Source organism: Floridaenema evergladense BLCC-F167 (assembly GCF_041929205.2).
GTDB classification, from domain to species: Bacteria; Cyanobacteriota; Cyanobacteriia; order Cyanobacteriales; family Aerosakkonemataceae; genus Floridanema; species Floridanema evergladense.
This window is the reverse complement of sequence record NZ_CM171625.1, coordinates 5,087,505-5,104,937: the sequence shown is the minus strand read 5'-3', so window position 1 is coordinate 5,104,937 and position 17,433 is coordinate 5,087,505. Positions and strand designations below refer to the sequence as shown.

Annotated in this window: 4 protein-coding genes; all 4 read left to right on the top strand. The window is 43.1% G+C overall.

Going from position 1 to position 17,433, the window contains the following annotated elements:
• The first annotated feature begins 141 nt into the window (after positions 1-141).
• Complete coding sequence (locus ACE1CA_RS24665; protein ID WP_486517518.1) at positions 142-6,360, top strand: SdiA-regulated domain-containing protein; 6,219 nt, start codon at positions 142-144, stop codon at positions 6,358-6,360.
• Between the two features lie 356 nt (positions 6,361-6,716).
• A complete protein-coding gene (locus ACE1CA_RS24660) occupies positions 6,717-7,109 on the top strand; it encodes a hypothetical protein (RefSeq protein ID WP_413280123.1) in 393 nt (130 codons plus the stop codon).
• Between the two features lie 403 nt (positions 7,110-7,512).
• Entirely contained in the window at positions 7,513-14,166 is a 6,654-nt protein-coding gene (locus tag ACE1CA_RS24655; RefSeq protein WP_459563683.1) for an amino acid adenylation domain-containing protein, read from the top strand.
• 4 nt (positions 14,167-14,170) lie between these two features.
• The gene (locus ACE1CA_RS24650; protein WP_413280121.1) at positions 14,171-17,404 is read left to right on the top strand and encodes a non-ribosomal peptide synthetase; all 3,234 of its coding nucleotides are present in this window, start codon (positions 14,171-14,173) and stop codon (positions 17,402-17,404) included.
• The last annotated feature ends 29 nt before the right edge of the window (positions 17,405-17,433 follow it).

Here is a 17,433-nt window from a genome sequence, read left to right as displayed (position 1 = left end):
AGAGTCTTTTCCTAGCTATGCAATTTTGTCATGTGTATTTTTGCTGCTTTCCTTGACGATCGCCAGTCTCGTTAAAGACAGATGAGCGATCGTTAATCACACTAAATTTCTTTGCAAACTTTTACCCTCTAAATCACACCTATGCCGTTTAACTTTACTGGGACGTATTCTCAAAATTTTGACACCCTGGCTACTTCCGGTACCAGTAACGCCTGGACAAACGACTCAACTCTTTTAGGTTGGTCGCTCTTCCGTCAACCTGTCCCAGGTACAGCAATTACAACCTACGGTGCTGACAGCGGCTCTAGCAATGCAGGTAACTTTTATAGCTACGGCAGTGTAAGTAATTCCGATCGCGCCCTGGGTGGACTGGGTTCTGGCGGTGCGTACTTCGGTAGTCCGGCTAGCGGTGCGGTGGCTGGCTGGATTGCTTTCTCTGCTACCAATACCACTGGCGCAACAATTAGCGATCTGACTGTTGCCTTTAACGGGGAACAGTGGCGCAATGGTGGAAACACAACCGCCCAAACAATGACGCTACAGTACGGCTTTGGCAGTAGCTTTACAACCGTTTCTACTTGGAATACACCAGGCAGCACTTTCAACTGGGCTTCGCCCGTGGCAACAACAACGGCAGGAGCAGTAGATGGTAATATTGCTGGTCGAGTTGCTAATGTGGGTGGTGTGCTGTCTGGCTTGAACTGGGCAAATAACGACACGCTTTGGTTCCGTTGGATCGAGAACAATGACATAGGGACCGATCATGGATTGGCGATCGATGACTTCTCTCTGACAACCTCTACCGTTCAACAGCCAGGAGTTACGATTACTCAGACTGGTGGCAATACCAGTGTAGTTGAAGGTGGAGCGACGGATACTTATACGATCGCTCTCAACACCACTCCTACAGGCGCGGTTGATATTGCGATCGCAGCGGATGCACAAACGGAAATCAGCACCGATGGCACCAACTTCTCCAACTCCGTTACCCTCAACCTGACTAGTACTACCCCACAAACCATTACAGTACGGGCAATTGACGATACTGCGGTAGAAGCAGCTACCCACACAGGAACGATCGCCCACACCATTACCACCAGTGCCGATCCAGCATACTCCGGGCTAACGATTCCCAACCTCACAGTCAGCATTACAGACAACGATATTCCTGCGACAATCCGCATCCGTGACATTCAAGGAACAGGTCATACTTCACCCTTAAATGGTCAAACCGTCAGCAATGTAGCAGGTATCGTTACAGCAGTTGCTACAAATGGCTTTTACTTCCAAGACCCCAACCCCGACAACGACGACAGAACCTCTGAAGGTCTGTTTGTCTTCACCAGTTCTGCTCCCACAGTTGCGGTAGGAGACTCAGTGCGGGTTAACGGTACCGTAACAGAGTTCCGTCCGGGAGGCAATGCCAACAACCTCACGATCACAGAGATTACCAGTCCCGCTGTCACTGTATTGTCAAGCGGCAATGCTCTACCTGCTACAACCATTTTGGGCAATGGCGGACGGGCGATTCCCACCCAGTCGATTAATAACGACTTCACCAGCAGCGGCAATGTGGAAACCGGAGGAGATTTCGATCCGGTTAATGAAGGCATCGACTTCTACGAAAGCTTGGAAGGGATGTTAGTTCAAATTAACAACCCAGTCACCACTTCTCCACTCAATGTCTTTAGTAGTTCAGAGGAAATCTGGGTATTAGCAGACAATGGTGCCAATGCTACCAGCCGTACTGCTCGTGGTGGTAGCGTGATTACCTCCAGCGACTTTAACCCAGAGCGGATTCAGATCGATGATTTGATCAACGGTTCTACTACTCTGCCAACTGTAAATGTAGGTACTCAACTGAGCACAATTACAGGGGTGGTTAACTACGACTTCAGCAACTACGAAGTTCTAGTACCGACTGCACCTACTGTAGTGCAAGCTTCTCCTCTGCAAAAAGAAGTCACCAACCTGACGGGTACTGCAAATCAACTCACGGTTGCTACCTTCAACGTGGAAAACCTCGATCCGGCTGATGGTGCAGCGAAATTTACTGGTTTGGCGAATGCTATTGTCAATAACTTGAAATCTCCCGATATTATCAATTTGGAGGAAGTTCAGGATAACAATGGTGCGACCAATGACAGTGTTGTGGATGCCAGCGTGACGTATCAAACTTTGATAAATGCGATCGCAGCCGCAGGTGGCCCAACCTACGAATACCGCCAAGTCAACCCCGTAGACGACACCAATGGCGGCGAACCGGGAGGTAATATTCGAGTTGGTTTCCTATTCAATCCGAGTCGGGTTAGTTTTGTCGATCGACCCGGTGGCACCTCGACTTCCAGCACAACCGTTACAGACATCGGCAATAATGGCACTCCCGATCTCTCTGCGAGCCCTGGTTTGCTTGACCCAACTAACTCTGCCTTCAATGCCAGCCGTAAGCCTCTAGTTGGCGAGTTTGTCTTTAACGGACAGACCGTTTACGTGATTGGCAACCACTTCAACTCTAAAGGTGGCGATCAACCCCTGTTTGGTGTGAACCAACCTCCGACCCTCAGCAGTGAAGTGCAGCGCAACCAGCAAGCGACGATTGTTAAGAACTTTGTGCAAAGCATTCTGGCGATCGATCCCAACGCCAACATTGTTGTTGCAGGCGACCTGAACGACTTTGAGTTCTCTAACCCCCTCACCATCCTCGAAAGTGCTGGACTCAATACGCTGGTGGAAACTTTGCCAGCCAACGAACGTTACACCTACAACTTTGAAGGTAACGCCCAAGTACTCGACCATATTTTGGCAAGCGGCAATCTGCTCAGTAAATTGGATGGCTATGATGTGGTTCACATCAACTCCGAGTTTGCCGACCAAGTGAGTGACCACGATCCAGTATTGGCAAGGTTCAACCTGGGAGTTCCTAACCAAGCACCGACAGCAGTTAACCTAACTAATACTGTAACCACCCTGGCAGAAAACACCAGCACCGCAACTCGGATCAAAGTTGCTGATATTGGCATCACTGATGACGGTGTTGGGACTAACGCCCTCAGCCTCAGCGGTACCGATGCCAGCTTCTTTGAACTGGATGGAAATGCCTTGTACTTGAAGGCGGGTACAACCCTGGACTTTGAAACCAAACCTAGCTATGGGGTGACGGTGAATGTGGATGATGCGACTGTAGGTAGCACCCCTGACGCTTCGGCAAACTATACCTTAACCCTGCAAAATCAGGTAGTTGAGGGCGTGGATTTGTCCAATTATGTGCGGATTGGTCGCTACGACTTGCCCGAACCAACCAGAACCACTGCGCCTACCAACAGCCTGTTATCTCAAGAAGTTTCTGCTGTAACCTACAACTGGGATACCGATACTTTGTTTGTTGTGGGTGATGGTGGTCGATCGATCGTCCAAGTCAATAAGACTGGGCAACTGATCGACTCGATGACCTTGGCTCTTGGCACTAGTCCCCAAGGTACAGAATTCTATGATACAGAAGGACTAACCTACATTGGCAATGGTGAGTTTGTTTTGATCGAGGAGCGCGATCGTCAAGCCAACTTGTTCACCTACGCCCCAAACACGACACTTACCAGAAGCAACGTCCAAACTGTCAAACTCGGTACCACCGTCGGCAACATTGGAATTGAAGGCATCTCTTACGATCCACTAACCAGCGGATACATCGCCGTTAAGGAGATCACACCACAAGGTATCTTCCAAACCGGAATTGATTTTGCAGCGGGTACAGCAACCAACGGTTCACCTACCACAGTGAACTCGATCGACCTGTTCAATCCAGCTTTAGCTAACCTGGTAGACTTCGCTGACGTTTACGCTTTATCAAATCTGCCTTCTTTAACTGGAACGCCAGATTACAGTCGTTTGCTGGTGTTGAGTCAGGAATCGGGCAAAATTATCAATATCGATCGCTCTGGAAATATCTCCAGTTCTTTGACGATCGCTTCCGATCCAGGAAATCCCCTGACAGTTGTGAATCAGGGTTTTGAAGGGGTGACAGTCGATCGTAATGGACTCCTCTACCTCACCAGCGAAGAAGGTGGTGGCGACATCAATCACCCACAACTTTGGGTCTACGCACCAGCCTCATATACCTACACAAATCAAGCCCCCATCGCTCTCAGCCTAGCCAACACTACCAACAGTTTGGCAGAAAACACCAGTGTTGCAAATCCCATCAAAGTTGCCAACATTATCATCAGCGATGACGCTTTGGGAACCAACACTCTGTCCTTAACAGGTGCAGATGCCAATTCCTTTACAATTTCTGGTACTGAGTTATTCCTCAAAGCGGGAACCACTCTCGATTTTGAAACCAAGACCAGCTATAACGTTACCGTCAATGTCAACGACGCAACCGTTGGCAGCACACCTGATGCAACGACCAACTTTACCCTCGCTGTCACCGATATTACGGAAGCTCCCTCACCGCTAATCATCTCTGAGGTAGCACCCTGGGCTAGTGGTAATAGTTCCCTTGGTGCTGATTGGTTCGAGTTGACAAATACCAGTTCCAGTGCGGTGAACATTACTGGTTGGAAGATGGATGACGACTCAAACTCCTTCACTACAGCAGTTGCCTTGAATGGTATTACCAGCATTGCTCCTGGCGAGTCAGTCATCTTCTTGGAAAGTAGTTCACCAGCTACAGTCATTCCAAACTTCAGATCCCTGTGGTTTGGTAGCAATGCCCCTGCAAACTTGCAAATTGGTACTTACACCGGATCGGGTGTAGGCTTGAGCACAGGGGGCGATGCCGTAAATATCTTTGACGCAACTGGTACAAAGATTACAGGAATCAGCTTCGGTGTATCCACAGCAACCGCACCTTTCCGCACCTTTGATAACGCGGCTGGTTTGCAAAATGCCGCAGTTTCAACCTTAAGTACTGTCGGAGTCAACGGTGCCTTCGTTGCGGCAACCACACCCAACGAAATCGGCTCTCCCGGACGGATTGCCAATGTCAATCAAGCGCCCACTGCTGTGAGTCTGGCTAACACCGTCACCTCTCTAGCAGAAAACACCAGCACCGCAACTCGGCTAAAGGTAGCTGATATCAGCGTCACCGATGACGGTTTAGGTACCAACGTTCTTGGTTTGAGTGGCACCGATGCCAGCTTCTTTGAACTTGACGGGTCGGTTCTGTACTTGAAGGCTGGAACTGCTCTCGACTTTGAAGCTAAACCCAGCTATGTAGTAGCGGTGAATGTGGATGATGCTGCGGTTGGTGGTACTCCTGATGCCAGCACTAATTTTACCCTCGCTCTCACCAATGTTAACGAAGCTCCAACGGCTGTTAATGATACTGTGAACACTACAGATCTACAAGCAGTTGTGATTCCAGTTCTGGCAAATGACACCGATCCAGATGCAGGCGATGTCTTGTCGATTCAGTCCTTCACCAATCCTTCTAGCGGTACAGTAGTGCAGAATACCGACAACACCTTCACCTACACACCTGTAGCTGGCTTTGCTGGCAACACCAGTTTCAACTACACCCTACAAGATGCGGCTGGCTTAACTTCTACCGCTACCGTAGCTCTCACCATAACTGCTGACACTAACTCCATTGTGGGTACCAATGGCAATGACAACTTGGTAGGTACTAGCGGCAACGATCTACTGCGGGGGCTAAATGGTAACGATACCCTCAATGGTGGTTTAGGCAATGATACCTTGGATGGTGGCGCTGGTGGCGATCGGATGATTGGTGGCGCTGGCGATGACACCTACGTTGTCAATGACTCCGATTTTGATAGAGTGGTGGAAGCTTTGAATCAGGGGATTGACACGGCGATCTCTTCAGTGACTTATTTTCTCCCTAATAATGTAGAGAACCTCATCCTGACGGGTTCTGCTGTGGAAGGTCAGGGTAACAGCCTGAATAACCAAATTACGGGCAATGCCAGAAACAACATCCTGAGTGGTGGTGCTGGCAATGATACCTTAATTGGTAATGCCGGGGCTGATAACCTATTTGGTGGTGCTGGTGATGATATTCTGGTCGGTGGTGCTGGCAATGACAATCTCACAGGGAATGCAGGTAGCGATCGGTTCGTCTACAATTCCTTAGATGACCGCAACGATACGATCTTAGATTTTAACCGCAATCAGGATCAACTTGACTTGCGGGCGTTGAACCTGGGTGGAAATGCCGTTGCTGATGGTTTCTTGAGATTTAATCAGTCGGGAAGCAGTACCTTAGTCCAAGTCGATCTTGATGGTACTGGCACAGCGTCTACCTTTAGTACGTTGGTGACTCTCAACAGTGTAACTGCTACCAATCTGGTTGTAGGCACCAATGTTTTGGTTGTAGGCACTATAGCGATTCCTACTTAAGTGAGGTACAGCAAAACCCTTGATTAATCAGCAATTTAGCTCTTATGGTCGTGTAGCGATCGCGTTTGACAACTATTAAGCTCTTCGATGTACTCTAAATACTAGTCATTAGTTATTACTTAGTGATAAACTAATGACTAGTTTTTTATTAACTACCAATTCCGATTGGTCAAGAATCTACTACCCATAATGCTTCTTCAGGCATAGAATGAAAAATTAGCCACGAGCTTGCTCAAATTAAAAAAAAGTAAATTTTTTTTAATTTTGAAGATTAAGACGTTATAGAATACTCTTAATTTCCTATCCTGAAGATCGTCAGGCTTTAATCCACATTGAAAAATTTGCAGGTAATTACAATGGAAATCGAATTGGACGAAATTGGGAAAAAATTTGCTGGCTTGGGTCTTCCTGGCGTAATTCTTATAATTATGGCAGCATCAGCAGCAGGTAGTAATGCCGTTGTTGCAGCCACCCTAACAGGATTAGGAGGACCATTTGGTATCCTGGGCGGAATTGGAATACTGGGTTTATTGGGCGTTTTAGGAGACGTTTTAGGAGGATATGGAATTGAAGCCGTTCTCAAATTAGTTTACAAGGAACGTAGCAAAAATGAATCTTTAACCTCTCTAATCCAAGAAATTAACAATCTACCCATTAAAGATGAGCTAAAAACCACGCTCAAAAATCATGTCAGCCCAGAAATCTTCAGAGATCCTACAGAACCAAGAATAGTGGATATAGTTGAGTAATTTACTAGCATTGTGGCTGTAAGTTTACTCAAGAAAGGATTGGCAAATAATCAAGAGAATATATGACTTTTTGTTGGTGTCGGGTCAAGTCATAATTGTTTCTAGGCTACCAATCTAATGAGGGACATTCAAATGAGGGAAGGAAATTCCTGAAAAAGAAATAGATATTTCTTTGGTGCTGTCCCAGCGAATGGTTGGTAGCCTGTTTTTAATTAAATTAGTCAAATTACCAATTTTATATAAAATTGGTAACTTTAGATTTGGAAGAATCTTTAATTAACAGATAAGTAAGTAAAGTGAATATAGCATCTCAATGCTAAATCAAATGAAATTAGGCGATCGCATCGACGAGAGCTCAAATATTAAATATTGAGATTCCCTAAGTAAGGTTAGGCAAAAAAAGGTGATGTATTCTACTGATTCAGTTCATAAACTCTCTACTTTAACCGATCGACAACAGCATAAAATATTAGTGGAGTGGAACAATACAAGAACAGATTACCCCAAAGACTTGTGCATACATCAGTTATTGGCAGCACAAGTAGAAAAAACCCCAGACAATATTGCTGTTGTTTTCAATGAGTCACAAATTACTTATCAAGAATTGAACCAGCGATCGAACAAAATAGCCCATTATTTGCAATCTTTAGGTGTAGGAGCAGAAGTCCTCGTCGGAATTTGCCTGGAGCGCTCCCTAGAAATGATTGTAGGATTATGGGGAATTCTCAAAGCAGGTGGCGCATATCTGCCCTTAGATCCCACCTATCCGCCAGAACGTCTGAGTTTCATGTTGTCGGACTCCCAAGCACAGGTGATATTAACTCAGCAAAAGTTAGTAGAACGATTTACTGAAAGCGGGGTAAACTTAGTTTGTCTGGATACTGACAGGGAATCGATCGACCAACAGAGCCAAGAAAATCCTCACAGTCAAGTAACATCAGAGAATCTAGCTTACCTAATTTACACATCAGGCTCAACCGGAACACCCAAAGGCGTGATGATTCAACATCAAAGCCTGTGTAATCTTGCCCTAGCACAAATAAAACTGTTTGACGTACAGCCACACAACCGCATTCTCCAGTTTGCCTCCCTCAGCTTTGATGCCTCAGTTTCGGAAATTGTGATGGCTCTGTGTTCTGGAGCTAGTCTAACTTTGGGAACTCAAGATTCATTGCGCCCAGGAGCAGATTTAATGCAAATGTTGCGGAAGCAAGCAATAACTCACGTCACACTACCACCCACAGTACTAGCAACTTTACCAATAGAAGAATTGCCAAACTTGCAAACCTTAATTATTGCCGGAGAAGCTTGCCATCCCAAACTGATAGCGCAATGGTCAACCGGACGGCGCTTTTTCAATGCTTACGGCCCAACGGAATCAACAGTTTGCGCCACAGTAGGAGAATCTACCTCTAGCGATAGAGTATCAATTGGTCGCCCGATCGCTAACATACAAATTTATATTCTTGATAACAATTTGCAACCCGTGTCCATTGGCACTGTCGGCGAACTATATATTGGTGGCGACGGTTTAGCCAGGGGCTACCTGAATCGTCCAGAATTAACTAAAGAAAAATTTATTCCTAATCCGTTTATTAACAGTGAACAGGGAACAGGGGAGAAAACTAAAAAACTTGCTCCCAGCGCAAAACTTTATAAAACTGGTGACTTAGCCCGGTACTTACCAGAGGGTAACATTGAATTTCTCGGTCGAGTCGATCGCCAAGTCAAAATTCGCGGCTTCCGCATAGAATTAGATGAAATCGAAACCAGGTTAATTCAACATCGAGACGTACAGCAAGCAGCGGTAATAGTGCGTGAAGACCGCCCAGGAGATAAACACCTTGTTGCCTATATTGTCCTCGACCAAAAACTGCCAACAACCGTCAATACTTTAAAAGACTTTCTGCAAGAAAAGCTGCCCAACTATATGGTGCCGGGGGTATTTGTAATATTAGATTCTTTGCCCCTGACACCTAATGGTAAAGTCGATCGCCGAAATCTTCCGATTCCCGATCGCACCAGCGCCGAACTAGAAGAAACCTTTGTTGCACCGCGTAACCCAATTGAAGAAAGATTAGCAGGTATTTGCGCCGAATTACTAGGTTTTCAGCAAGTAGGAATTCATGATAACTTTTTCCAACTGGGCGGTCACTCCTTAATATTCGCGCAACTCCTTTCCCGCATCCAAGAAAATTTCTCTATCAAATTATCCTTTCAAAACATCTTTGCTAACCCTACTGTAGCTAGTTTTGCCAAACTGATTGAAACCCAGAGTCAGCTAAAACCGCAGTTGCAGTTTTCAGCGATGCCAGCAGTTAAGAGAACAGGTAAATTACCCGTCTCCTTTGCCCAAGAGCGAGTTTACTTCATTCAGGAAATCGCCCCAGAAAATAGTGCCTACCAAGCCCAAGCAACTCTCAGATTCACAGGGCAACTTGATGTCACAGTGTTACAAAAGTGTCTCAGTGAAATTGTGCGACGGCATGAAATCTTTCGCACAACATTTCCGGCAGCAGATGGACGATTATTTCAAACGATCCATCCAACCTCACCAATCAGTTTCCGAGTGGTAGACTTGCAATTAATTCCTGAATCCGATCGGGAAACCCAAGCGCAGCGCCTATTTGATGCAGAAGTGCAAAAGCCCTTCAACATCGATCGACTACCTTTAGTTAGGTGGACTTTGTTGAAGCTAAGCGAGCAAGAACATTTATTGATCCACATTGAACATCATTTAGTTCATGATGGTTGGTCTTTTAACAATGTCTTCTTGGGAGAGTTGATAGAACTTTATCGAGCTTTCAGTTTAGGTAATCCCTCGCCTTTGCCAGAATTGTCATTTCAATTTGTGGACTATGCCCTTATGCAGCGAGAATGGGTGAAAAGCCAGGAAGCTCAAGCCCAACTCGCCTATTGGCAGCAAAAATTATCTGGCAGTTCTCCCCTGTTGGAATTACCATTAGATCGTCCAAGACCAACCCAACAAACTTACAACGGTGCTCAAATTAGGGTAGAGTTGTCGCTCGATTTATCTCAATCGTTACAAGTTTTGAGTCGTCAAGAGGGTGTCACCTTATTTATGACCACCCTGGCAGCTTTTTTAGTAATGATGCAGCGCTACAGCCGACAGGACGATCTGTGTGTAGGGACAGCAGTTGCCAATCGGCGGATGCGCCAGACAGAAAAGATCGTTGGCATGATTGTCAATAACTTAGTTTTACGCACAGATTTGTCAGGCAATCCCACTTTTCGAGAATTGCTCGATCGCGTGCGTTCCTGTACCTTAGAAGCCTTTGCCAACGAAGATTTGCCCTTCGATAAAGTAGTGGAAGCTCTCAAGCCAGTACGCAACCTCAGCTATAATCCTTTGTTTCAAGTGATGTTCAGCTTCCATGATACGCCCCTGCCTTCCTTGAGTCTTCCCGGCTTGAACATCAGTCCCAATGTCGCTCTGAGCAACAAATCTACAAAATTCGATCTGGATGTGGTTTTGATCCCAAATTCTGAGGACAAACAGAAGGGAATCACCGTTATTTGGGAATACAACACCGATCTATTTGATGCAGCCACAATTCAAAGAATGGTAGAGGAGTATCAAACTTTACTACAAGCAATTGTTGCTAACCCAGAGCAACGAATTTATCAATTACCACTACTGACGGCGATCGAGCAGCAGTTATTACAGTCGTGGAATCAGACAGAGAGAGAGTATAACTGTAAGCAGTGTATTCATCAGTTGTTTGAGGCTCAGGTCGAAAAAACCCCTGATGCTGTAGCTGTTTGGCATTTGGGTCAACAATTAACTTACCGTGAATTGTGCGATCGCGCCAACCAATTAGCACATTATCTGCAAAGTTTAGGAGTCAAACCAGAAACTTTGGTTGGCATCTGCGTTGAGCGTTCCTTAGAAATGATAGTTGGGTTACTCGGCATTCTCAAAGCTGGAGGTGCATACATTCCCCTTGACCCTGCCTATCCCACAGAAAGAATAACTGACATTATTGCAGATACGCAATTGAACATTGTCTTAACCCAAGAGAGATTTCAACCTAAATTACCAAATTACACTGGAATAACGATTTGTTTAGATAAAGATTGGTCGATCGTTGCTCAACAAAATACAGCTAATCCTGTTAGTAATGTTCAACTGCACAACCTCGCTTATTTAATTTACACCTCTGGTTCCACAGGTAAACCCAAAGGTGTAATGATTGAACATCGATCGCTAATTAATTTTGTCATGACAGCGATTCAAGAATATGAAATTAACCAATCTGACAGGATTTTACAATTTGCCTCCTTCTGCTTTGACGCATCCATTGAAGAAATTTTTCCCTGTCTTGCAGTCGGCGCAACCTTAGTGTTACGCACCGAAGAAATGTTGCATTCAATTGATGAATTTTGGCGCTGTTGTCAAGAATGGCAATTAACAGTTTTGGATCTCCCCACCGCTTTTTGGCATCAGTTAGTAGGGGCAAGTTTAGTAGATCAGTCTGCAATCACAACAAAAAAATTAAGCACAAAACCCGCCCTTACTCCGCAAGATTCCCCAATTCCTGAAACTCTCAGAGTTGTGATTATTGGCGGAGAAGAAGCACATCTAGAAAAAGTGAAGCGTTGGCACAGTGGTATTGCACATTTTACCCAGCCGCCTCTATTATTTAACACTTACGGGCCAACAGAAGCCACAGTCGTCACCACTCTAGAGCGTTTAAATTCTGCAACAGATACTTTTGTTTTTATTGGACGACCGATCGCTAATGTTCAAATTTATATTTTAGATCGATATCTGCAACCCGTGCCGATCGGAGTTCCCGGAGAATTGCACATTGGTGGCGCTTCCTTAGCCAGAGGCTATCTAAATCGCCCAGAGTTAACCCAGGAGAAATTTATCCCCTTTGTCACCAGCAGAGAAGCAGGGGAAACCCAAAACTTTCCGAGTCCCCAGTCGAACCTCCCCAGTCCCTCGAAACTCTACAAAACAGGCGATTTAGCCAGATTTCGCACCGATGGCAGTTTAGAATACCTGGGACGAGTTGACGATCAAGTGAAGATTCGCGGTTTTCGGATTGAGTTGGGAGAAATCGAAACAGTTTTGAATCAACATCCGCAGGTATTTCAAGCTGTTGTTGTGGCGCGTGAAGACAACTTACCCGGACAAAAGCGCCTTGTTGCCTATATTGTACCCCACAAACCGCAACCAAAAATTGAGGAATTGCGCCTTTTCTTGAAAGAGAAATTGCCTAATTATATGATTCCGGCGGCTTTTGTGCTGTTAGATAAGTTGCCAATGACGGGGAATCAAAAGGTTGATTATCGTGCTTTACCAGCCCCCGATTTTTCTCATAAAGAGGATGATTTTGTTGCCCCTCGTAGCATAATAGAAGAGAAATTAGTAGAGATTTGGTCGGAAATTTTAAGAATAGAAAAGGTGGGGATTCATGATAATTACTTTGAATTGGGTGGCGATTCTATCCTCAGCATTCAGGTAATTTCTCGTGCTAAACAAGCGGGGATACAAATTGCCCCTAAACAATTATTTCAGTACCAAACGATCGCAGAATTAGCTGCTGTGGCAGGTGTTACTCGTCAAGTTAATGCCCAACAAGGTTTAGTGACAGGAAAGGTGGCGTTAACCCCGATTCAGCATTGGTTTTTTGAGCAAAAATTAACCGAATTTAATTACTTTAATCAGTCAGTATTATTGGAAGTTGCACCCGATGTAAAACCCGAATTATTGCAGCAAGTTGTACAACAATTGTTAGTCCATCATGATGCTTTGCGGTTGCGGTTTGTGCCAGAGGGTGAAAGTTGGCAGCAGATTAATGGGGATGTTGAAGAATCAGTGCCGTTTAGTGTTATTGATTTATCCCACTTATCACCAGAAGCACAAGAAACAGCGATTAAAGCTAAAAATGCAGAATTGCAAGCTTTTTTGAATTTGGCAACAGGATCGATCGCACAAATAGCACTAATTCAGTTAAGTAAGAATCAACCAAATTTATTACTTTTCATCATTCATCATTTAGCGGTAGATGGTGTTTCTTGGCGGATTTTGTTAGAAGATTTAGCTATTGCTTATAAACAAATCAGCAGAGGTGAAGTTATTAAATTACCACCGAAAACAACTGCTTGGCAATATTGGAGCGATCGCTTAACAGCTTATGCCCAATCAGAAGCAATAACACAAGAAATAGATTACTGGCTGAATGAGTCTAATTTCTCATTTACAAAATTACCATTAGACTATCCTTCAAACACAGAAAACAACACTGTAGCTTCAACCTCTGCTGTATCATTTTCTTTAACTGAAGAACAAACTCGTGCGCTCTTGCAAGATGTACCATCTAAATATAATACTCAAATTAATGATGTGTTATTGACCGCCCTAATGGAAAGTTTTGCCCAATGGACAGGAGAACGTTCTCTGTTAATTGACCTGGAAGGTCATGGACGGGAAGATTTGTTTGAAGATGTGGATTTATCGCGCACCGTAGGCTGGTTTACCACCTTATTTCCCGTGCGATTACACTTAGGAAACAACGACCATCCTGGTGAAACTTTAAAGTTAATTAAAGAAAAACTTCGGCAGATTCCTAACCGAGGGATTGGTTATGGCATATTGCGATATTTGCCCAAAAATGATGCTATCCGCAGAAAATTAGAAGCGCTATCTCAAGCACAAGTGAGTTTTAATTATCTTGGTCAGTTCGATCGAGTATTATTAGCATCTGCTGAGTTAGGTTTGGTTAAAGAATTTAAAGCTGAACAAAGCTTACTAAACAAGCGTAGTCATCTGCTAGGAATTAGTGGTTTTATTCGGGGCGGAATTTTGGAAATGACTTGGGCTTACAGTGAGAATGTTCATAAACAAAGCACCATTGAAGAGTTAGCTTCCGGCTTTATGGAAGCATTAAAAAATCTAATTACTCACTGTCAATCAACCGAGTTCAAAGATTATACACCTTCTGACTTTGCTGCCGCTAGACTTAATCAACAACAACTTGACAAATTCATGGCAAAACTTAACAAAAAGAAAAATAATAAGAGGTGAGATCGTGAATAATATTGAAGATTTATATGAACTGTCACCTATGCAACAGGGAATGCTGTTTCATAGTCTCTATTCTCCTGAATCAGAATTCTATTTTGAGCAGCTATTATGTACTCTCAAAGGTGACTTAGATTTACCGATTTTTCAGGAAGCTTGGCAACAAGTTGTTTCTCGTCATCCAGTTTTAAGAACTTCCTTTCATTGGGAGGAAATCGAAAAACCATTACAAATGGTAAATAAATGGATTGATTTGTCTTGGATTTGTCACGATTGGCAAAATTTTACCAAAGCTGAACAACAAGAAAGGTTAGAGAATTTTCTGAAAAGCGATCGCAAAAAAACCTTTGATTTAAGTGAAGTTCCCCTAATGCGCTTCACTTTAATCCAGTTAGAGGAACAAACTTACCAATTTATTTGGAGCCATCATCATATTCTATTTGATGGCTGGTCAATGCAGATTATTCTTAAAGAAGTTTTTGTCTTATATGAAGCTAATTATCGCGGTGAATCTTTATCCCTAACACCTTCTCGCCCCTATCGAGACTACATTTATTGGTTACAACAACAAGATATTGAAAAAGCAAAAACCTTCTGGAAAGAAACTTTAAAAGGGTTTGAATTTCCTACACCTTTTAGAGTAGATAAAAAATCGAGAGAAGACAAGCCAGAAGAACAGCAAAATTATGATGAACAGCTATTTACCTTATCTAAAGAAATTACCGAAAACCTGCAATATTTGGCTCGACAGCATCATTTAACTTTGAATACTTTAGTACAAGGAGCTTATGCTTTGTTGCTCTCTTGCTACAGTGGAGAAAACGATCTAGTTTTTGGTGCGACTGTAGCTGGTCGCCCAACTAAACTTCACAAAGTAGATTCAATGGTCGGACTATTTATTAATACTCTCCCCGTCCGAGTTCAACTTTTTGGAAATGTAGAATTAGTACCTTGGCTTAAGGATTTACAAACTAAACAAATTGAACAAGAAGAGTATGCTTATTATTCTTTAGCAGATATTCAAAGCATTAGCGATATTCCTCCGCAAATGCCACTGTTTGAGAGTATTTTGGTATTTGAGAATTATCCGATCGATACTTCTAAATCGGAAAGTCAAAAAGCTTTAGAAGTTAGCAATCTTCGTTGTTTTGAGCAAACAAATTATCCGCTAACGATCGTCATTAATCCTGAAAGAGAATTAGCTGGCAGGATTATCTACGATACTAGCCTTTTTGCAACGGATACGATCGCACGTATGATTGGACATTTCCAAAAATTACTCTCAGATATTGCCACCAATCCTCAACAAAACCTTTCTCAATTCTCCTTGTTAACAATAACTGAACAAGAAGAAATAGTAAAGGCAGAAAGTACTGCTACAACTGAATATGAGTATAAATGTGTTCATAAATTATTTGAAGAACAAGTAGAAAAAAGTCCAGATGCTATAGCTTTAGTTTATGAAGAACAACAGTTAACCTATAGAGAATTAAATAAACGCGCCAATCAATTAGCCCATTATTTGCAAACATTGGGAGTTAAACCAGAAGTAAAAGTTGGGATTTGTGTAGAGCGATCGCTCTTAATGGTAATAGGAATATTAAGTATTCTCAAAGCAGGAGGAGCCTATATTCCCCTAGATCCAGCTTTTCCTTCAGAAAGACTACAATTCATGATGGAAGATGCCCAAATCACCATCCTGTTAACGCAAAATCACTTACAAGATAGACTCCCAATCAACGATAAAACTGTAATTAAACTTGACTCCGATTGGGAAATAATTGCCCAACAAACACAAGATAATTTACTCACAGAAGTTAATCCAGAAAACTTAGCTTATATTATTTACACCTCTGGCACAACCGGAAACCCAAAAGGATCGGAAGTTCCCCATCGTAGCTTCATTGGTTTTATGTTTGGGGTGAATTACATTCAACTTGATGCAAAACAAATTTGGCTGCAACACTCATCAATTTCTTGGGATGCACTTACCTTAGAACTTTGGACTCCTTTACTTTACGGTGGGCGTTGTGTACTTTACCCAGGAAAAATTCCCACACCCGAAGATTTAAGCAAAATTATCCGCGAACAAAATGTTAATACTCTGTTTCTAACTACAGCCCTATTCAATTACATAATCGATACAATACCGAAAGCGTTGTTAGGAATTAAACAGCTTTTGTTTGGGGGAGAATCTGTTTCTGTACCTCATGTTTTTCGTGCATTAGAACTATTACCAGAAACGCAAATTATTCATGCTTACGGCCCTTCAGAATGTACAGTTTTTACTTGTTGCTATCCAATTCCTAAACAACTTCCCGAAAATGTCAATTCAATTCCCATTGGCAAACCTATTGGCGACAGGAAAGTTTATCTTCTAGATGAATATCTCCACCGAGTTCCCATTGGTGTTCCGGGACAACTTTATGTCAGTGGCGCGAGTGTGGCTAGAGGTTACTTGAATCAACCAGAATTAACCAGGAAAAATTTTATTGCTAATCCTTTTTTGGAAGGCGATCGACTTTACAAAACTGGAGATTTAGTTTGCCGTCTTCCTGATGGGAATTTAGAATTTTTAGGGCGAATTGATACTCAGGTAAAAATTCGGGGTTTTCGCATAGAAATAGAAGAAATTGAGGGAATTTTAAATCAGCACAATAACATCAAACAAGTTGTTGTTATAGCGCGAGAAGATGAACCGGGAAACAAGTATTTGAGTGCCTATATCGTTGCCAAAAATAATGCGCCAACTGTTAGCAGTCTGCGAAACTTTCTCAAGACAAAGTTGCCTGATTACATGATTCCTGCAACTTTCGTATTTTTGGAAGCATTGCCTCTAACTTCTAATAATAAAATCAATCGTCGCGCTTTACCTGTTCCTGATATTTGCCAAAGAAATTTAGACGTTAATTTTGTTGCTCCTCGTAATTCTACTGAAACTGAATTAGCCCAAATTTGGACTGAAGTTTTGCGATTAGAAAAGGTGGGAATTTACGATAACTTTTTCGAGTTAGGAGGACATTCTTTACTAGCTACACAAGTGATTTCTCGATTAAGAGAAGCATTTTCTATAGATTTTACTCTGCGTTATTTGTTTGAAAATCCCACGATTGCTAAATTATCACAAATAGTAATCGATCGACAATTTGAACAGGTCGGAGATGATGAACTAAATCGTATTTTAAGGGAGGTTAATGAGTTATCAGATCGGGAAGTAAAACAACAATTAAGTTCTGGATAGACCAAAGACAAATGTATATTTACCGTAAT